The sequence below is a fragment of the Streptosporangium sp. NPDC049078 genome (assembly GCF_040648855.1).
Lineage (GTDB): Bacteria > Actinomycetota > Actinomycetes > Streptosporangiales > Streptosporangiaceae > Streptosporangium.
In genome coordinates this window covers 44,111-62,222 of sequence record NZ_JBEZEL010000015.1, presented here as the reverse complement: position 1 = coordinate 62,222, position 18,112 = coordinate 44,111, and the positions used below count along the sequence as shown (strand labels likewise).

Genomic DNA, 18,112 nt, shown 5'->3' with positions numbered 1-18,112 from the left:
GACCGGACCGAGGAGCGAAGGAGCCGGAGAAGAACAACCTCACCGCGACGCCCCAGCATCCCCAACAACAGGAGCCGCACAAGAGCCGCCTCACCGCAACGCCCCAGCGTCCCCACTTGCGGGACTCCCCGTGAGGCCGCGCCGGCGACTGGACTGAGGAGAGGAAGGTCGCGAGGAACGAGCGATCTTCCTCGACGAGGGAAGGAGCCGGACAAGAGCGGCCTCACCGCGACGCGTTAGCGTCGCCATCAGTACTGGTCGCCGTTAATACTGAAAGTCGCCGGCCGCCACGCGTAGCGTCCTGAACAGGTCGAACATCTGCTCCAGCTTCGCCTCGTCGTACATCGGCATGGCGAAGTCGGCCGCCATCAGGTCGGCCGTCGCCCGTCCGACGGTCTCGCGGCCCTCACCGGTGATCTCGGCGAGCACGCCCCGGCCGTCACGGGGATTGGGCAGGCGCCGCACCAGACCGGCACGTTCCAGACGGCTCACGGTGTTGGTCACACTCGTGGGGTGGACCATCAGACGCTCACCGATCTTGGAGAGTGGCAGCGCCCCCGTCCTGCTGAAGGTGAGCAGCACCAGTGCCTCGTACCGGGCGAAGGTCAAGTCATGCGGTTTGAGCAGCGTGTCCAGTTGCGACAGCAGGATCTGGTGCGCTCTCATGATCGATGTGACGGCGGCCATGGCCGAGGAGGGCCCGAAGTGAACGCGCCACGTCTCCGCGGCACGTTCGATGGGGTCAAACGGGAGATTCAGCTGACCTGTAACCACAGGGCTACGGTAGCGCGGCCTCATCCCGATTCGCCCGTATACGTAGAGTCACCGCGCTGATGGCTTCACCAAGAACCCGGACGCCAAACGTCACGCTCCGTTATGGTTCCCACATCGAATGGTGAGGCCGTGGCCAAGTGGCCACGATGACTCAGTCCGGCCTGCGGGGGACGCGAGCCGGACCGGTGCCGAGGGGACCGGCATCCGCACATTCACGGCACGGGGGGTGCTTCATGAACGACAACTCAACGGCGTTCGAACGCCGGACAGACCTTGACCGCATCGACGCGGCGTGGGCTCTCACCACGCCCACCGGTGCGTGAGCACGGGGGCGTTTCACGCGAGGAACTCCAGCAGAGCGGGTTGATGGCCGTCGCCGTCCTGCTCGTGCTCGGGGTGGTCGCGGCGTGGAGCGTCCTGGTTCCCGGGGTCAGCGCGTGGGAGAACATCGTCGTCGCGGTGATCGGCTCACTCCGGCTCACCGGCCCGGTGGCGGCCGCGTTCGCCGCCTGGGTGGCGGTGCGCAGACGGCGCGGGACGCGTGGGGGGGCGATGAGCCCGTGGCAGGCGGTACGGGCACCACTCGCGATCCTGGTGGTGGCGGGAGGCGCGTTCACCGCCACCGTCCTGGTCCTCGCGGTCAGAACCATGATCACAGAGCAGGCCGGGCGGCTGCTGCCCAGCGGTCTGGTGATGGGGGCGGCCGGGCTCGCGCTGTACGTCGTCATCGGCTGGGTGATCGGCTGGCTGATGCCCTGGACGATCACACCGGCCCTCGCCGGGCTCGGCTGCTACAGCCTGTTCACCTGGCTGTGCCAGGGGCCTGCCTGGGGTGACCGGCTCGCCCCCGCCACGCGGGAGCCGTACGACCCGTTCCAGGGGTTGAACGCGGCGGCGTTCACCGATCAGACGCTCTGGCTGGTGGGGATCAGCTCGGCGCTGCTGCTCGGCTGGGCGGCGGTCGTGACGCGCCAGGCCCTGGTGCTGGCCGCGGCGCTGATCGCGGTGCTCGCCGCCGGGACCGGTATGGCCAGGCTGTTCACCGAGCCGCAGCCGGTCTCCGCCCAGCAGGTCGTCTACAGCTGCCAGGAATGGCCGATCATGGTGTGTGTGCACCCGGGCATGCGCGCCGGCCTCCCCGAGCTGGGCTCGGAGTTCATCAAGATCGCGTCTCGGCTGGCCGGGACGCCCGGGGAGTTCTCCCGGGTGGAACAGCATCCCAGGCGCGACAGCCCTCCCGCCTCCGCGGGTGTGATCGCGATCCACGTCGACGACCTGGCGGCCGGTTTCGCGGAGAAGGCCGCCGACGAGTTCGTCGACGGCCTGGCCGCCCGGTGCGGCTCCGGTCCCGCGTCGGGTTACCGCGACATCGTGACCGCGTGGCTGCGTGGCGAGCCGCTTCCCGGCGGGCCGCTTCCCGAGCACCGGTACGCCGCGGCCTGGTTCTCCGGCCTCACGGACGTCCAGCGGCGCGACTGGCTCCGCCTCCACTACGCCGACTTCACCGACTGCCGGCTACAAAGCACTCACTTCGGCGGCCAGGCCGGACAGACCTCCCAGACAGGGCAGAGCGGGCAGGGCGCGGGGGGCGCCTCGACCGGCCCCGAACCGCGGCCGGGCACCGTCCACCAGGCACCCGGCGTTCCCCCCGCCCCCGGAGTGATCACCCCGACCGGCCCCTGGCGCGCGCCCTTCGCGGAACGGGGCGCGCCGCCCTCTCCCCGGGGGTAGGAAGATCGGCATAGGCTCCGCGTGAGAAGGTCACCGTGCGGGGAAGGAAAGCGCCGTGAAAGCCTCCCAAGAAGCTCCGCCCGCGGCGCCCCCTACGGCGCGCCGCGGGCGTTTCTGGCGTTTTCTCGCCGGGCTGCTCGTCGTCGTGATCCTTCTCGTCGTCGGCGCACGCCTCGCCTGGTCGTGGCTGAACCCGTTCGGTGAGGAGACGATCGACCGCAGCCAGCCCGTGCTGCTGGAGTCCATCCACAACCTCAGCCGCTTCGAGGCCGCCACCGGCAACTTCCAGGTCGTGGTGGACCTGGAGAAGGACGCGGCCTTCCTGCCCGACGCGATCAAGGGCAGCAGGACCCTCTTCGTCGGTGCCGGCGGTGTCGACGCCTACGTCGACTTCGGCGGCATCGCCGGCAACGCCCTCACGGTCTCCCCCGACCGCACCGAGGTCACGGTGAAGCTGCCCCGCGCCCAGCTGGAGAAGCCGAACATCGACAACAAGCGCTCGTACGTCTACGCCCAGCAGCGCGGTCTCTTCGACCGGGTCGAGGATCTGCTGTCCTCCTCCCCCGCCGACCAGCGGGAGCTCTACATGCTCGCCGAGAAGAAGATCGCCGAGGCCGCCCAGGCCAGCGACCTGCGCAACCGGGCCGACCAGAACACCAAGATCATGCTTGAGGGCCTGCTGAAGGGACTCGGCTTCGAGAAGGTCACCGTCAAGTTCGCCGACGAGACCTGAGCCCCGGAGCCGTGATCTCGATCCCCCGGATCGGGCATGTGCCACGGCCGCCGGATCGCGGGGCCCCAAGGACGAGGTTCGGACCACGGGATCCGAAGTCCGGATCGCGGTCCCGCGCGGCTCGGTAACCGTTTCGGTGCCCGAGGCGCGCGGGTCTCGCTCAGCCCGTGGCGGCCAGGAGCTCGTCCGCCGCGGTGTAGGGGTCGAGTTCTGAGTCCAGGACGCGGGTGGCGAGGGCGTCGAGGCGCCGGTCGCCGTGCAGGTGGGCGAAGCGGGAGCGCAGGGTGGTGAGGGCGATCGCCTCGATCTCGTCCCTCGCCCTGGCGTGACGGCGCCGGACGAGCTCCCCCGACGCCTCCAGATAGGCCAGGTGGTCGCCGAGGGCGTCGACCACCTCCTCGCCTCCCTCACCTCTGGAGGCCACGGTCGGTACGATCGGCGGCCTCCAGGGCCGCTCGACCAGGGCGATCATGTTGCGGAGCTCGCGGACGGTGGCCTGGGTGCCCTCGCGGTCGGCCTTGTTCACCACGAACACGTCGGCGATCTCCAGGATGCCCGCCTTCGCCGCCTGGATGCCGTCGCCCATCCCCGGGGCGAGCAACACGACGGTGGTGTCGGCGAGCGAGGCGATGTCGACCTCCGCCTGCCCGACCCCGACGGTCTCGACGAGGATGACCTCGCAACCGGCCGCCTCCAGGACACGCAGCGCCTGAGGCGTGGCCCACGACAGCCCTCCCAGGTGGCCCCGGCTCGCCATCGACCTGATGAACACGTCCGGGTCGGTGGCGTGGTCCTGCATCCTGACCCGGTCGCCCAGCAGCGCCCCGCCGGTGAACGGTGAGGACGGGTCGACGGCGAGCACGCCGACCCGCATGCCCCGCTTGCGGAACGCGTGGACCAGCATTCCGGTCGAGGTGGACTTGCCGACGCCGGGAGAGCCGGTGAGCCCGATGATCCGTGCCCGGTACGGCCGGTCGGCGCAGAGCAGCTCGGTGATCTCCCGCAACCTCGGGGAGCCGTTCTCGACCATGGAGATCAGCCGGGCCACGGCCCGCGGCCTTCCCTGGCGCGCCATCGCGACCAGGTCGGAGACCTCCGCGATCATGCCGAGGGTACGCGGATGATCAGGGCGTCGCCCTGCCCGCCGCCACCGCAGAGCCCCGCCGCCCCGAGGCCGCCGCCCCTGCGCCTGAGCTCGTGGGCGAGGGTGAGGACGATGCGGGCGCCGGAGGCGCCGATCGGGTGGCCGACGGCGATGCCGCCGCCGTTGACGTTGACCCTGTCGAGGGGAACGCCGAGTTCCCTCGCCGACTGGAGGACGACCTGCGCGAAGGCCTCGTTGATCTCCAGCAGGTCGAGGTCGCCGACCTCCAGGCCCTGCTTCGCGAGAGCGTGCCCGATCGCGTTGGCCGGCTGGGACTGGAGCGAGTTGTCGGGTCCGGCGACGTTGCCGTGCGCGCCGATCTCGGCCAGCCAGTCGAGGCCGAGCTCCTCGGCCTTGGCCTTGGACATCACGACCACCGCGCAGGCACCGTCGGAGATCTGCGAGGCCGATCCGGCGGTGATCGTGCCGTCCTTGGCGAACGCGGGCCGCAGCCGCGACAGGACCTCGACGGTGGTGTCGCCGCGCACCCCCTCGTCGGCGGAGAAGACCACCGGCTCGCCCTTGCGCTGCGGGATGGACACCGGCACGATCTCGTCGTCGAGCGTCCCGTTCTTGATCGCGGCGGCGGCGAGTCCGTGGGATCGCGCGGAGTATTCGTCCTGCTCCTCGCGGGTCAGGCCGAGGCGCGCGTTGTGCCGCTCGGTGGACTCGCCCATGGCCACCTGATCGTAGGCGTCGGTGAGGCCGTCGTAGGCCATCGAGTCGACGATGTCCGCGGAGCCGTACTTGACGCCCCTGCGCAGGCCGGGCAGCAGGTGCGGGGCGTTCGACATGGACTCCATGCCGCCCGCGACCACGATGTCGAACTCGCCGGCGCGGATGAGCTGGTCGGCCAGGGCGATGGCGTCCAGGCCGGAGAGACATACCTTGTTGATCGTCAGGGACGGCACGGTCATCGGGATGCCCGCCTTGACGGCGGCCTGGCGGGAGGGGACCTGACCGGCACCCGCCTGGAGCACCTGCCCCATGATCACGTACTGCACGGCGTCGGGAGCGACGCCGGAACGCTCCAGCGCGGCCTTGATGGCGATGCCGCCGAGCTCGGCGGCCGACAGGCCGGACAGCGAACCGAGCAGCCGTCCGATGGGGGTACGAGCTCCGGCGACGATGACGGAACCAGACATAAGTGGGGCCTCCCTGACGGGACTTGGAGCGACTTTGCCACCATACCCATGAGTACATCGGCGACCCCATGGAGGATGGCCCCATGTTCATGCGCATCGATCATGTAGGAATCGCCTGCCACGACCTTGAGGAGAAGATCGCTTTTTTCGAGCAGACCTTCGAGCTCACGGTGGTGGCCCGCGAGGTGAACATCGAGCAGGGAGTGAAGGAGGCGATGCTGCGCATCGCCGACGGCGAAGGCGGTGGATCGTATATCCAGCTTCTCGAACCGCTCGGCCCCGACACGCCGGTCGGCAAATTTCTCGCGAAGCGCGGGGAAGGTGTCCATCATGTCGCCTTCGGCGTCCCGGATGTCGTGCAGGCGATGGACAAGATCGGCGGCAAGGGGGTCCGGCTGCTCGACGAGCGACCGCGCCACGGCTCCATGGACTCTTCCATCGCCTTTCTTCACCCCAAAGACGTCGGGGGAATGCTCACCGAACTCGTACAGGCCCCGGAAAGGCACGCCAAGCCCACCCCGAATGCAAGAAACGCTGATACGTAACAAGTCGCGCATAAAGTCGGACGAGACCGCCAACTCGGCAACGGCGGAGTACGCTGGCGTACCACCGGACGTGGATCCCGCCCCGGCTCCCGCTTCGGATGCCTGAAACCCCCGTCCGGCCCGTGTAGCCGTCTCGACAACCCAGGATCGAGCCTCCATGCAGTCCGACATCGATGCCCAGCTCAACAATTTCTTTGAAGACGCCCCCGCTCGGGAATTCGACGTGGTGCTTCGTGGCTATGACCGGCACCAGGTCCACGACCATCTGAAGCAGCTCGACGGCGAGCTCCGGCAGTCCCGGGAGCAGCTCCAGGGCCTGCAGCGGGAGCTGTCCGACTCACAACGTCAGCTCCAGGAGCAGGAGCGACCGACCTACTCCGGGCTCGGCGCCCGGATCGAGCAGCTCCTCCGCCTGGCGGAGGAGCAGGCGACCGAGCTGGTCCAGGCCGCGAGGGCCGAGGCGAACGAGATCAAGGCGGCGTCCAAGGTCGAGGCCGCCGACCTGCGCGCCGCCGCGGAGAACGAGGCGGCCGAGAAGCGCGCCCTCGCCACCCGCGAAGCCGACGAGATGCGCACCAGCGCGGAGCGCGATGCCGAGGAGATCCGCTCGACCGCCCGCCGCGAGGCCGACGAGCTGACCGCCACCACCGAGCGCGAGGTCTCCAAGCTGCGCGCCACCGCCGACCACGAGGTGGCGGAGAAGCGCGCCGACTCCGAGCGCGAGATCGCCAAGCTGCGCACCACCACCGAGCGCGAGGTGGCCCAGCTGCGCGCCTCGACCAAGCGCGAGCGCGACGAGGTCCTCACCACCGCCAAGCGCCAGGCCGACGAGATGCGCGCCCAGGCCCAGCGGGTGCTTGAGGAGTCCGAGGCGAAGCGGGCACAGGACGAGGCGGAGTTCGAGATCCAGCTCGCCGCCCGGCGCGAGGAGGCCGAGCGCCAGGAGGCCGAGCGCCACGCCAACGCGCAGGCCGCGGCCCAGCAGCTGACCGCCACCGCCGAGCAGCGCGCGGCCACCGCCGAGCAGCGCGCCACCAAGGCCACGCAGCAGGCCGAGCAGACCCGTCGCGAGGCCGACACGCACGCCAAGCAGTTGCTGGCCAACGCGCGCAAGAACGCCGACCAGGTCGTCTCCGAGGCCAAGGCGAGCGCCGACTCCATCGTCTCCGAGGCCAAGGCGGAGGCCGAGCGCAGCCGCACGGTCGCCCAGCGCCAGGTCGACGAGCTGACCCGCCAGCGCGACAGCATCACCAGCCACCTCGCGCAGCTGCGCCAGCTGCTCGGCGGCGCACCGCTCCCGGCCGCCGACCCGGAGCCCGCGATCGCCGCGGCACCGCCGAAGCCGGCCATCCCCGCCGCCGCCAACGGCGCCGAGAAGCCGGTCCCCGCGCCCGCGAGGACCGAGACGAAGGACGACGACGCGGAGTGGTGGCAGGAATAGGCGGCCGCTGACTCCGGGGCGTTCGCGACGGCTACGGGGAGAGAGCCCGGCGACCTGCACGGTCGCCGGGCTCTCTTCCTGTCTCGTCTCTTCTCACCGCCCGGATCACGCGGGCGTTCCGGCGGGCCCGGAGATCAGGACTTCGTGGTGCCCCGGCCTCGACGAACGGCGTACGCGACAATGATCTCGTCGGACGACCCAACCGGACAGGCTCCTACGATCCGGGAACCTCGGTGGGCAGGGGGTGGGCCGCCGGATTCACCCGCTGGACGATCTGGTCGAGGACGACGCGCACGTACGGCTCGCCGACCCACAGGTGCTTGGCGTCGTCCACCCCGACGACCTCGGCCTGGGGCACCCTGGCGAAGCGTTCACGGGCCTGTTCGGGACGCAGGTAGTCGTCGAACTCCGGGATCAGCGCGATCAGCGGCCGCCCGAACTCCGCCCACGCGTCGAGGTCGGCGTCGGTGGCCCGGTGCAGCGGCGGGGAGAGCAGGATCGCCCCCTCCACCAGCGGGTCGTGCCCCCACTTGAGCGCCAGTTCGGTGCCGAAGGACCAGCCGAGCAGCCAGACCCGGGGCAGGTCGTGGAAGTCGGCGTACTCCAGGGCCGCGGCGACGTCCATGCGTTCGTCCTCGCCGGCGCCGAAGGCTCCCTGGGAGGTGCCCCGCTCCGAGGTGGTGCCGCGCGTGTTGAAGCGCAGCACGGCCAGGTCGGCGAGGGCGGGCAGCCGGTTGGCGGCCTTCTTGTAGACGTGGCTGTCCATCATGCCGCCATGGGTGGGCAGCGGATGCAGGCAGACCAGCGTGGCCACCGGGGGCCGGTCGGCGGGCAGGGCGAGCTCACCGACGAGTGTCAGACCGTCGCCGGTGTGCAACTCGATCGGCTCCCTGCGCGCGGGCAACACCGTAGAGGCCCGAATCTCCATGTCTCTCCTCGAATCCGCCCTGCCGGCCCGCGTCGGAGCCGGTCGTGGCCGGTGATGGCCGGTCGTTGTCAGTGGTGGGTCAGTGGTGGCCGGCCCGCGTCTGCGCCGGTCGTGGCCGATGGTGGCCGGTGATGGCCGGTCGTTGTCGGTGATGGCCGGTCCGCGTGCGCCGGTCAGTATCTGCTTCTGCCGGGTCCGCGCCTGACCCGGTTGCGCCAGCACGCGGTGTGCCAGTGCCTGCGCTCGTCCTCCCCGCCCGGCCAGGCGGGCCAGCTGACCAGATGTGGCAGTCCTGGCCTGATCTCCTGATCGCATCCGGGGCAGCGGTAGACCTTGTCCGCCGCGCCACCGGTGACCCGGCGCACCTGCCAGTCACCGTCGGGCCACTCCTCGGTACGGTCGACGCCGGGCACGGAGCCCCCGACGGGACGGGCGAGGCCCCGCTTGCCGCCCCGGTCGAAGGGGTCGGCGCGGCGGGCCTTGCGGGGGCTCACGAGCCCGTCGCGCCGAGGCCGGCCATCACGGTCCTTCCGACCGCCCGCGCCGCCCGACAAGTGCTCGTCATCGCTCTCCCACCCCGCCCACCGGGTCGCCCACCTGGCGAACCGCCACTCCGGCGTCACAACAGTCTCCCAGAGAGGTACCGGCTACCCCAAAAGCCGGGCAGGTAGCCAAAGAGTGGACAGAAAGTACTTGAATCGGAGTTGAGTAACCAGTAGCGTTTGAGAACATGAGCGGAGGAGGAGTCGTGAAGGACGAGCTGACACCTGAGGACGCCCTGCGCCGGATCGACGAGGTCGGCCGGCGCACCCGGCGACCGGCGCGCCTCGCCGGCCTGCTCTACGTGATCGTGGGCGTTGGCACGATCGTCTACTGGCCCGTTATGTTCCTCGGCCCCGGCTGGTCCAGAAACACGGCCGCGGCGGCGTGGCTCGTCCTCACCGTCCTGTTCGTCGGATATCTCGGCGGCATGAGGGTTCAGGACCCGGAGGTCGCCTGGGCCAACAAGGCGACGGGGCCCGTGACGATCTCGTACGTCGCCCTGGTCTTGTCCGTGTTCGTGTTCGGCGCGTTCCTGCGCCCCGACGACCCCGGCGTGGCCTGGAGCGCGGCGCTGATCGCGCTGTCGGCCTGCGCGAGCGTCCCGATCTTCTACGCGGCCTGGCGTGTGCTGCGGGTGGAGCGGTGAGCGAGACCCACAGCGCGCGTGAGGCGGGACACCCGGGCCCGGCGGACGACGGCGCGGGCAGGGCGACGCGCGGCGCCGGGAGCGCCGCGGGCGGCACGGGCTCACACCCTCGGCACGGCCTCGACGACGTCATCCACGCGCCCGTCCGGCTGTCGATCATGGCCGCGCTCTCGGTCACCGACAAGGCCGAGTTCCGCTTCCTGCGCGACACGATCGAGGTCAGCGACTCGTTGCTCTCCAAGCACGTCATCACCCTGGAGGAGGCCGGCTACGTGAGCGTGGAGAAGGCCTTCGTGGGTAAGCGCCCGCGCACCTGGCTCGCCATCACCGATGAGGGCCGCCAGGCGTTTCATGACTACGTCTCCGTGTTGAGACGTCTCACCGAGGGATCCCCCCAATGATCGAGATAGACGACCTGCACAAGCGGTACGGCGACAAGGTCGCCCTGGGCGGCGTGACGTTCTCCGTGAAACCCGGCGAGATGTTCGGCTTCGTCGGGGCCAACGGGGCGGGCAAGACCACCACGATGCGCATCCTGATGGGCGTGCTGACCGCCGACTCGGGCTCCGTGCGCCGCGACGGCAGGGCGCTGACGTTCGACGACCGGCGCCGGTTCGGCTACATGCCGGAGGAGCGCGGTCTGTACCAGAAGATGAAGGTCGCCGAGCAGGTCGAATACTTCGGCAGGCTCAGCGGACTGACCGCGAGCGGGGCGAAGAAGGCCACCGGCGACCTGCTCGAACGTCTCTCGCTCACCGAGCGCGCGAACGACGCGGTGGACGCGCTCTCCCTGGGCAACCAGCAGCGCGTGCAGCTCGCGGTGGCACTGGTGCACGATCCCGAGGCGCTCGTCCTCGACGAGCCCTTCTCCGGGCTCGACCCGCTCGCCGTCGACTCGCTCGCCGAGGTGCTCGCCGAGCGGCGCGCCGCGGGCGTTCCCGTGCTCTTCTCCAGTCACCAGCTGGACCTCGTCGAACGGCTCTGCGACTCGGTCGGCATCATCTCCTCCGGTCGCATGGTGGCGAGCGGGACGGTCGAGGAGCTGCGCGACCGTGAGGGACGCGGCCTGCTCAGGGTGGTCGTCAGGGACGCCTCCCCCGGCTGGGCCACCTCCCTGCCGGGAGAGGTCGTCGAGAAGGGCGACGAGGTCCTCGTCGCGGGCGTCGACGGCGACGACCAGGAGATCCTGCGCCTCGCGGCCAAGGCCGGAAGAGTCGAGCACTTCGGGTGGCAGCGCCCCACACTCACCGAGATCTTCAGGGAGGCCGTAGCGTGAACGGGTTGTGGCTGGTCGCACGGCGGGAGATCGTCACGCGCGGCCGTACGAAGGCGTTCGTCATCGGGCTCGTGGTCAGTGCCGTGCTGGTCGCGGCACTGGCGTTCCTGCCCAGGCTCTTCTCCGGACCCGACTCCTACACTGTGGGGCTCGCCGGAGCGCAGTCGCAGGCGCTGCGGCCGGCCCTGACCGGCGCGGCCAAGGACGTGGAGCTCACCGTCAGGGAGTTCCCCGACGAGGCCGCCGCGAGCGCCGCGGTCACCGCGGGCGACGTCGACGCCGCCGTGGTGGACGGCCGCAAGGTGCTCGCCGACGGCGAGGTGGACCGCGACCTCGGTCTGCTGCTGGAGAGCGCGAACCAGGCCGCCCAGACCGAGAGGCGGCTGGGCGAGGCGGGCCTGGACCCGGCCAAGGTGGCGGAGGCGATGCGGGTCGCCCCTCTGGAGCAGGTCTCCATCGGAGCCGACACCCGCTACGCGGGCGTGCGGGTGGGCATCGCGTCCCTGCTGGTCATGGTGCTGTTCTTCCTGCTCATCTACTCCTCCATGTACGTCGCCATGGGCGTGGTCGAGGAGAAGGGCAGCCGGATCGTGGAGATCCTGCTCACCTCGGTCCGTCCCTGGCAGCTGCTCGGCGGCAAGATCGTGGGGCTGGGCGCGCTCGCGCTCGCCAACATGGTCGTGATCATCGTGGCCGGTCTCGGCGCGGCGGCGGCGACCGGTCTCGCGGCCGACCTGCCCCCGGGGATGACGGGCATCGTGGTCAGCGCGCTGTTCTGGTTCGTCCTCGGATACGCCTTCTTCGCCGCGATGGCGGCGGCGCTCGGATCTCTGGTGTCCAGGCAGGAGGACGCGAACAGCGTCCTCACCCCGATGACGATGCTCATGATGGTCACCTACCTGGTGGCCTACTTCGCGGCGGTCCAGCCGAGCAGCCCGGTGGCCAGGATCCTCTCGCTGGTGCCGCCGTTCTCCTCGATGGTCATGCCGGTCCGGATGGCCGGAGGCGAGGTGTTCGCCTGGGAGATCGCCCTGGCGGCGGTCCTGATGCTCCTCGCGACGGTGGGCACCCTCATGCTCGGCGCCCGCATCTACAGCCGCGCGGTCCTGCGTACGGGCGCCCGCGTCAAGCTCTCCGAGGCGGTGCGCTGACCTCTCGGCGTGACTCCCCGCCCGTACGACTCCCGTACGAGCGGGGAGTCACGTCCCAACCGCCGGCGGCCCGCCGGCGGGCCGTCCGGATGGATCACGGGGACCGGGGTCCCCGCGGGCCGATAGGGTTCGGTCATGCGTCTGGTCATAGCTCGGTGCAGCGTGGATTACGTCGGGAAACTCACCGCCCATCTTCCGATGGCACCCCGGCTCATTCTCATCAAGGCCGACAGCAGCGTCTCGATCCATGCCGACGACCGGGCCTTCAAGCCGCTGAACTGGATGAATCCGCCGTGCAAGCTCCGCGAGGAGGAGGGCACCTGGACGGTGACCCACGGCAAGACCGGCGAGAAGCTCGTCCTCACCATGGAGGAGATCATCCACGACACCAGCCACGAGCTGGGCGTGGACCCGGGCCTGATCAAGGACGGGGTCGAGGCCCACCTGCAGGAGCTGCTCGCCGAGCACATCACCACCCTGGGCGCGGGCTGGACGCTCGTCCGCCGCGAATACATGACGGCGATCGGCCCCGTCGACATTCTCTGCCGCGACCACACGGGCGCGTCCGTCGCCGTGGAGCTCAAGCGCCGCGCCGGCATCGACGCCGTGGAACAGCTCACCCGCTATCTGGAGCTGATGAACCGCGACCCCCTGCTCGCCCCGGTCTCCGGAATCCTCGCCGCCCAGAGCATCGCGCCCCAGGCCAAGACCCTGGCCGAGGACAGAGGCATCCGCTGCGTCACCCTCGACTACGACGAGCTGCGCGGCATCGAACGCGAGGACACCCTGTTCTGACGAGCTGAGTGCCGCCGAGGCCCGGAGGAGGCGTGCGAAACGGAATCCGACGGCTGTCACGGCACGCAGAGCTCCCCGCCCGGGAACGCCGACCACTTTTTGGGTGCGAAGTCCAGGGCGAGGCCGTTCGGATCCTCGCCGTCGCGCACGGCGACGACACCGGGCGGGTTTCCGCGCCACCTCGACGCGGGCACCACCCTGGCCATTACCGCGCGCTCTCGCGCCATTCGGCACCCGACGGGGTCACCGGTCGATCATTGATCGACATTTCCGCCTCCCTTCTTCCCAGTCCGCCACTCAAGCTCGGCCACCCTTTTCGCGACAGGCGTTACTGAATTCTCGACGAGCAATGCGACTGCCGGAAAACAGCCGAATATCAGTGGTTATCCCGCACCTTCTGAATCGCTCTTCAAATACGGTGTGCCGGTGGCACGCTCGATGTGCACCACGTCCGGATCATCCGGCCTGAGACCGAACGCATGAAGCGGCCGTCCGTCGCGGCACGCCGCCGATCGAGAGAGAAACGACGGGCCCCGTGTCCTCCGTTCGGTGGACACGGGGCTCCATCGAACGTCGGTACCGCGAGAACCGCGTGGACGCGACGCTTGGCACATGGACACAGCGGTAAGAGTGAGAGGTCTGACCAAGCGCTACGGCGACGTTCAGGCCGTCGCAGGAGTCGATCTCGACGTCCGCGCGGGCGAGGTGTTCGCGATCCTCGGCCCGAACGGGGCGGGGAAGTCCACCATGGTGGAGGTCATGGAGGGGCACCGCTCCAGGGACGCCGGGGAGGTGAGCGTCCTGGGGGTCGACCCCGGCAGGCCCACCCGCGCGTGGCGCTCACGGATCGGCATCGTGCTGCAGACGGCCAACGACGTGGCCGAGGCGACCGTGCGGGAGACCGTACGGCATTTTGCAGGCTACTACCCCGGCGCCAAGAATCCGGACGAGGTGATCGAGCAGGTCGGGCTCACCGAGAAGGCCGACCAGCGCATCCGGAAGCTCTCGGGCGGGCAGCGGCGCCGGGTGGACGTCGCGCTCGGGGTGATCGGCGATCCGGAGCTGCTCTTCCTGGACGAGCCGACCACCGGGTTCGACCCGGAGGCTCGCAGGCGGTTCTGGGAGCTGATCGAGAGCCTGGCCCGCGACGGCACCACGATCGTGCTGACCACCCACTACCTGGACGAGGCCGAGGCGCTCGCCGACCGGGTGGCGGTGGTCGCCGGGGGGCGGATCGTGGCCGAGGGCGAGCCGAAGACGCTGGGCGGCAGGGCCGCCGGCAAGGCACTGGTGAGCTGGTCCGACGCGGGTGAGCGCCACTTTTTGGAGACGGACACGCCGACCAGGACCGTGCTGGAGCTGACCCGTCGCTTCGACGGAGAGGTCCCCGAACTGGCCGTGACCCGTCCCACCCTGGAGGACGTCTACCTCCGCCTCATCGAGCCCCCCGCCCGACCGTCTCCCGTACGAGCGCGAACCGATCCCCCGAGGTGACCGACCAGATGAGCCAGACCCTTGCCCGCCCCTCCGCCCCGGCGTCATCCGTCGGGCAACCTTCCGTGATGCGACTGGGGCTGTCACGGACGGTTGTCGAGAACAGGATGTTCTTTCGCGAGCGAGACGCGGTGATCTTCAGTTTCGCCTTCCCGATCATCATATTGGTGATCTTCGGGTCGATCTTCTCCGGTGAGATGGAGGGGACCGGCCTCACCGTCTCCCAGCTGTATGTGGCCGGGCTCATCGGGACCGCCGCGATGACGGGGTTCCAGAACCTCGGGATCAACATCGCGGTGGACCGCGACGACGGCACGCTCAAACGGCTGGCGGGCACCCCGCTGCCGCGCACCTCCTACTTCATCGGCAAGGCCCTCAACACCCTGTTCGTCTCCTTCCTGCAGGTCGTCATCCTGCTCGCGATCGGGGTCGCGCTGTTCGGCCTGAAGCTGCCGTCGGAGACGTTCCGGTGGGTGACCTTCGCCTGGGTGTTCGTGCTCGGCGTGGCTGGCTCGGCCCTGCTCGGTGTCGCGATCAGCAGCCTGCCCCGGTCGGCCAAGAGCGCCTCCGCGGTGATCGCGATGCCGTTCGTGGTGCTGCAGTTCATCTCCGGGGTGTTCATCCCCATCGGACAGCTGCCGTCCTGGCTGGTGAACATCGCCTCGCTCTTCCCGCTCAAGTGGATGTGCCAGGGGTTCCGGTCGGTCTTCATGGGGGACGCCGGTGCCACACTTGAAGTCGCGAACTCGTACGAACTCAACCGGGTCGCCCTGGTCCTGGGAGCCTGGGCGGTCGGAGGACTGGTGCTGTGCCTGATGACGTTCCGCTGGAAGAGCCGCCGAGACGGGTGAGTCTCGCCGACCGCACCGAGCCCTCCGCCCGAAGGACCGAACCGCACGCGTGGGAGTCGCTGCGCGGCTGGGAGTTGCTTCTGGCCTTCGGGCTCCTCCTGCCCACCTCGACCGCGTTCGTCATCGACGTGCCCGTGCGCGAGAAGGTGATCGTGGCGAGCTGCCTGGGCGCGATCCTGCCGCTCTATGTCCTGTTCGGCCGTCCGGCGATCATCCGCGGTGACCGGCTGCGGGGGGCGGTCTACATCGGTCTGTTGATCGCGCTGTTCACTCCCCCGGGACTCACCGCGTCGTACGCGACCTACGCCCTGTTCGGGCTCTGCCCGCAGTGTTTCATGGTCTTCCCCGCCAGGCGGGCGATGATCGCCGTGACCGCGCTGAACCTCCCCGCGATGATCCGCTACCTGTTCCTGGTCGAGGGAGCGGAGCCGTTCAACTTCCTGGTGGCCGCCACGATCGTCGTCGTCTTCTCCGCCACGTTCGGCATCTGGATGGAGCGGATCACCCGGCAGAGCGAGGAGCGGGCCGCGCTCATCGAGGAGTTGGAGAGCAGCCGGGCGAAGGTGTCCACGCTCTCGGCCGAGCGCGGGGCGCAGGCGGAGCGCGAACGGCTCGCCGGGGAGATCCATGACACCCTGGCTCAGGGGTTCACCAGCATCATCATGCTGCTCCAGGCGGCCGAGGCGCAGCCCGACCCGTCCCGCCACCTGGCGTTGGCCATGCGGACGGCGCGGGAGAACCTCACCGAGGCCCGCCTGCTGGTCACCACGCTGAGCCCGGCGCCGCTGGACGGCTCGACCCTGGACGAGGCGCTGCGGCGGCTGACGAACCGCTTCGGCGAGGAGACGAACCTGTCCGCCGGATTCGAGGCGTACGGAAGGTCCCGGCCGCTGAGCGCTTCGGCCGAGGTGGTGCTCGTCCGCGCCGCCCAGGAAGGGCTGGCCAACGTGCGCAAGCACGCGGACGCGGCGTCCGTCGCGGTCTCGATCGCCTACCGGGACGGCTCCGTACGGCTGGGGTTACGCGACGACGGACGCGGTTTCGAGCCGTCCGGCGGCGAGGGGTACGGCCTGCGGGGCATGCGCGCCCGCGTCGAGCAGGTCGGCGGCACCCTCACCGTGAAGGCACTCCCCGGCGAGGGGACGGTGCTTGAGGTGGTCGTCCCCACCGACCGGCCCGTCCTCACCGCCGACGACTCTCCGGAACGGCCCGATCCCCCCACCGACCGAACCGGCCGGAGCGACGGCACCGGCCGTCCCGACCAGGAGGGGTGACACATGCTTCGCGTGATGATCGTCGACGATCACCCGGTGGTCCGCGAGGGCCTTCGGGGGATGCTGGAGGCCGACTCCGGGATCACGGTGGTGGGCGAGGCGGCCTCAGGGGACGAGGCCGTCGTACGGGCAGCGGAGCTCACACCGGATGTGATCCTGATGGACCTGCGTATGCCGGACGGGGACGGGGTGAGCGCCACCTCGCGTATCCTCACCGGACGGCCGGAGAGCCGGGTGATCGTGCTGACCACCTACGAGACCGACGCCGACATCGTCCGGGCGGTCGAGGCCGGCGCGGCGGGCTATCTGCTGAAGGACACCTCCAGGGCCGACCTGCTCGCCGCGATCCGCTCGGCGGCGCGCGGGGAGACCGTCCTGTCGCCGTCGGTGGCGACCAGGCTGGTCACCCGGATGCGGGCTCCGGTGACCGAGTCGCTGTCGCCGCGTGAGACGGAGGTGCTCTCCCTGGTGGCCAGGGGGCTGACCAACGCGGAGATCGGCAGGGCCCTGTTCATCGGCGAGACCACGGTCAAGCCCCATCTGCTGCGCGTCTTCGGCAAGCTCGGCGTCTCCGACCGCACCGCCGCCGTGACCACGGCCCTGGACCGGGGCCTGCTCACTCGCTAGGCGGTCGCCCACCGGGACCGGCGCCACCCCGGCCGCTCTTCCGAGGTTGGCTTCGCTCTTGAGGCCGAGCGGCCTTCGAACAGAACGGTGCCCCGAGGTTCACGACCCGGAGCCGGACTTTCCCGCGCCGCCCGCGACGAATCCCCCCCATTCCGCCGCGGCCGAAAACACCTTGACCGACTACTCAGACATGTCACCTTCTTACACGGATAATGCAAGAAATAACATAGCGACTCTTCCACAAAAAGGATCTTGCACCCATAATGGTTGATTCCGGGGGCCAGAGCCATGAGGTGGAAGTGATAAAGCGAGTATCTGTCAACCTCGCACTGATCTGTGGGAGCTTGACATGAATGGACGGTCCTACCGGGGAATGTCAGCGGAGGAGCGACTTGAGGAGCGCCGGGAGCGTCTGATCTCCGCGGCGTACACCCTCTTCTCCGACCCCGGATTCCCCGAAACGACGATCGAGAGGTTGTGTGCCGAGGCACGTATCTCCAACCGCGCATTCTACGAGTGCTTCTCAGGACGCGAGGAGCTGATGCAGACCGTGTACACCCGATGCGTGCGCGAGACGCTGGAGTCGATGTCGAAAGCGATCGAGCAGGCCCCCGACACCCTGGCCGACCGGGTCAGGACGGGAATCACCAGCTATATCAGCTTCGTCACCGAAGACAGGCGTCGCGCGCAGATCATGCATCTGGAGGTCCGCCGGGCGGGCGACTGCCTCCTCACCTCCAGGCAGTCGGCCGTCGCGGCCCTCACCAGGACGATCGAGTCGAACGTCGCCGACATGCCGGAGGCGACGAAGGCCAACCAGCACCTCCTCGCGCTGGGGATGATCGGGGCGATCCAGGAACTGCTCATCGAGTGGGTCCTGGCCGACGACCCACCTCCGGTCGCCAGGCTCATCGACACCGCCACGCACATCTTCCACAGGTCCTTCGTGACCTGATCGCGGCGTAACACAGCGGTGTACGACAGCGGTGTGACACGAGGGCGGGCCCGCCGTGC

The 18,112-nt window shown here is 69.7% G+C and carries 20 protein-coding genes; 14 read left to right on the top strand and 6 right to left on the bottom strand.

Features of this window, described 5'->3' with window-relative positions; translation table 11 throughout:
• Positions 1–264: 264 nt before the first annotated feature.
• Complete coding sequence (locus AB0B90_RS25530; RefSeq protein ID WP_350948596.1) at positions 265–798, bottom strand: MarR family transcriptional regulator; 534 nt, start codon at positions 796–798, stop codon at positions 265–267.
• Between the two features lie 291 nt (positions 799–1,089).
• Between AB0B90_RS25530 and AB0B90_RS25525 the strand changes: the two genes are divergently transcribed.
• A complete protein-coding gene (locus AB0B90_RS25525; RefSeq protein ID WP_350948595.1) occupies positions 1,090–2,505 on the top strand; it encodes a hypothetical protein in 1,416 nt (471 codons plus the stop codon).
• 55 nt (positions 2,506–2,560) lie between these two features.
• Entirely contained in the window at positions 2,561–3,238 is a 678-nt protein-coding gene (locus AB0B90_RS25520; RefSeq protein ID WP_350948594.1) for a DUF4230 domain-containing protein, read from the top strand.
• Positions 3,239–3,398: 160 nt separating this feature from the next.
• Here AB0B90_RS25520 and meaB read toward each other — a convergent pair whose 3' ends face one another.
• Both meaB and AB0B90_RS25510 read right to left on the bottom strand, forming a co-directional pair.
• Positions 3,399–4,343: a methylmalonyl Co-A mutase-associated GTPase MeaB gene (gene meaB, locus AB0B90_RS25515; RefSeq protein WP_350948593.1), complete on the bottom strand. Its 945-nt coding sequence runs from the start codon at positions 4,341–4,343 to the stop codon at positions 3,399–3,401.
• A complete protein-coding gene (locus tag AB0B90_RS25510) occupies positions 4,340–5,527 on the bottom strand; it encodes an acetyl-CoA C-acetyltransferase (protein ID WP_362925125.1) in 1,188 nt (395 codons plus the stop codon). The genes meaB and AB0B90_RS25510 overlap by 4 nt, the downstream gene beginning before the upstream one ends.
• Positions 5,528–5,610: 83 nt before the next feature.
• On the opposite strand from AB0B90_RS25510, the gene mce reads away from it, so the two are divergent.
• On the top strand, positions 5,611–6,072 hold the full coding sequence (mce, locus tag AB0B90_RS25505; RefSeq protein WP_350948591.1) for a methylmalonyl-CoA epimerase: 462 nt from the start codon (positions 5,611–5,613) through the stop codon (positions 6,070–6,072).
• Positions 6,073–6,229: 157 nt separating this feature from the next.
• On the top strand, positions 6,230–7,513 hold the full coding sequence (locus tag AB0B90_RS25500; protein WP_350948590.1) for a DivIVA domain-containing protein: 1,284 nt from the start codon (positions 6,230–6,232) through the stop codon (positions 7,511–7,513).
• Between the two features lie 214 nt (positions 7,514–7,727).
• On the opposite strand, the gene AB0B90_RS25495 is transcribed toward AB0B90_RS25500, so the two are convergent.
• Positions 7,728–8,441: an alpha/beta hydrolase gene (locus AB0B90_RS25495; RefSeq protein ID WP_350948589.1), complete on the bottom strand. Its 714-nt coding sequence runs from the start codon at positions 8,439–8,441 to the stop codon at positions 7,728–7,730.
• A gap of 173 nt (positions 8,442–8,614) precedes the next feature.
• Entirely contained in the window at positions 8,615–8,935 is a 321-nt protein-coding gene (locus tag AB0B90_RS25490) for an ATP/GTP-binding protein (RefSeq protein WP_350948606.1), read from the bottom strand.
• 254 nt (positions 8,936–9,189) lie between these two features.
• On the opposite strand from AB0B90_RS25490, the gene AB0B90_RS25485 reads away from it, so the two are divergent.
• The 5 genes from AB0B90_RS25485 to nucS all read left to right on the top strand — a co-directional run bounded on the left by AB0B90_RS25485 (position 9,190) and on the right by nucS (position 12,852).
• The gene (locus tag AB0B90_RS25485) at positions 9,190–9,630 is read left to right on the top strand and encodes a hypothetical protein (protein ID WP_362925122.1); all 441 of its coding nucleotides are present in this window, start codon (positions 9,190–9,192) and stop codon (positions 9,628–9,630) included.
• Positions 9,627–10,031 (top strand): transcriptional regulator, encoded by a 405-nt coding sequence (locus tag AB0B90_RS25480; protein WP_350948587.1) that lies wholly within the window; start codon positions 9,627–9,629, stop codon positions 10,029–10,031. The genes AB0B90_RS25485 and AB0B90_RS25480 overlap by 4 nt, the downstream gene beginning before the upstream one ends.
• On the top strand, positions 10,028–10,906 hold the full coding sequence (locus AB0B90_RS25475; RefSeq protein ID WP_350948586.1) for an ATP-binding cassette domain-containing protein: 879 nt from the start codon (positions 10,028–10,030) through the stop codon (positions 10,904–10,906). Before AB0B90_RS25480 ends, AB0B90_RS25475 begins: the two co-directional genes overlap by 4 nt.
• Positions 10,903–12,057, top strand: a complete 1,155-nt coding sequence (locus tag AB0B90_RS25470) for an ABC transporter permease (RefSeq protein ID WP_350948585.1) — start codon at positions 10,903–10,905, stop codon at positions 12,055–12,057. The genes AB0B90_RS25475 and AB0B90_RS25470 overlap by 4 nt, the downstream gene beginning before the upstream one ends.
• A gap of 135 nt (positions 12,058–12,192) precedes the next feature.
• Positions 12,193–12,852: an endonuclease NucS gene (nucS, locus tag AB0B90_RS25465; RefSeq protein ID WP_350948584.1), complete on the top strand. Its 660-nt coding sequence runs from the start codon at positions 12,193–12,195 to the stop codon at positions 12,850–12,852.
• Positions 12,853–12,908: 56 nt separating this feature from the next.
• Here the strand turns inward: nucS and AB0B90_RS25460 are convergent, their stop codons facing one another.
• Positions 12,909–13,079 carry a DUF397 domain-containing protein gene (locus tag AB0B90_RS25460; RefSeq protein WP_362925119.1) on the bottom strand — a complete coding sequence of 57 codons (171 nt, stop codon included), beginning with the start codon at positions 13,077–13,079 and terminating at the stop codon, positions 12,909–12,911.
• Positions 13,080–13,464: 385 nt separating this feature from the next.
• On the opposite strand from AB0B90_RS25460, the gene AB0B90_RS25455 reads away from it, so the two are divergent.
• From AB0B90_RS25455 to AB0B90_RS25435, 5 genes are all read left to right on the top strand, one after another.
• On the top strand, positions 13,465–14,346 hold the full coding sequence (locus AB0B90_RS25455) for an ABC transporter ATP-binding protein (protein ID WP_362925117.1): 882 nt from the start codon (positions 13,465–13,467) through the stop codon (positions 14,344–14,346).
• Between the two features lie 8 nt (positions 14,347–14,354).
• Positions 14,355–15,197, top strand: coding sequence for an ABC transporter permease (locus AB0B90_RS25450; protein ID WP_350948581.1), 843 nt, complete (start codon positions 14,355–14,357; stop codon positions 15,195–15,197).
• The gene (locus tag AB0B90_RS25445) at positions 15,155–16,471 is read left to right on the top strand and encodes a sensor histidine kinase (protein ID WP_362925114.1); all 1,317 of its coding nucleotides are present in this window, start codon (positions 15,155–15,157) and stop codon (positions 16,469–16,471) included. Before AB0B90_RS25450 ends, AB0B90_RS25445 begins: the two co-directional genes overlap by 43 nt.
• A 3-nt stretch (positions 16,472–16,474) precedes the next feature.
• Entirely contained in the window at positions 16,475–17,098 is a 624-nt protein-coding gene (locus tag AB0B90_RS25440; protein WP_362925112.1) for a response regulator transcription factor, read from the top strand.
• 349 nt (positions 17,099–17,447) lie between these two features.
• Positions 17,448–18,053: a TetR/AcrR family transcriptional regulator gene (locus AB0B90_RS25435; RefSeq protein WP_350948578.1), complete on the top strand. Its 606-nt coding sequence runs from the start codon at positions 17,448–17,450 to the stop codon at positions 18,051–18,053.
• Positions 18,054–18,112 lie beyond the last annotated feature (59 nt).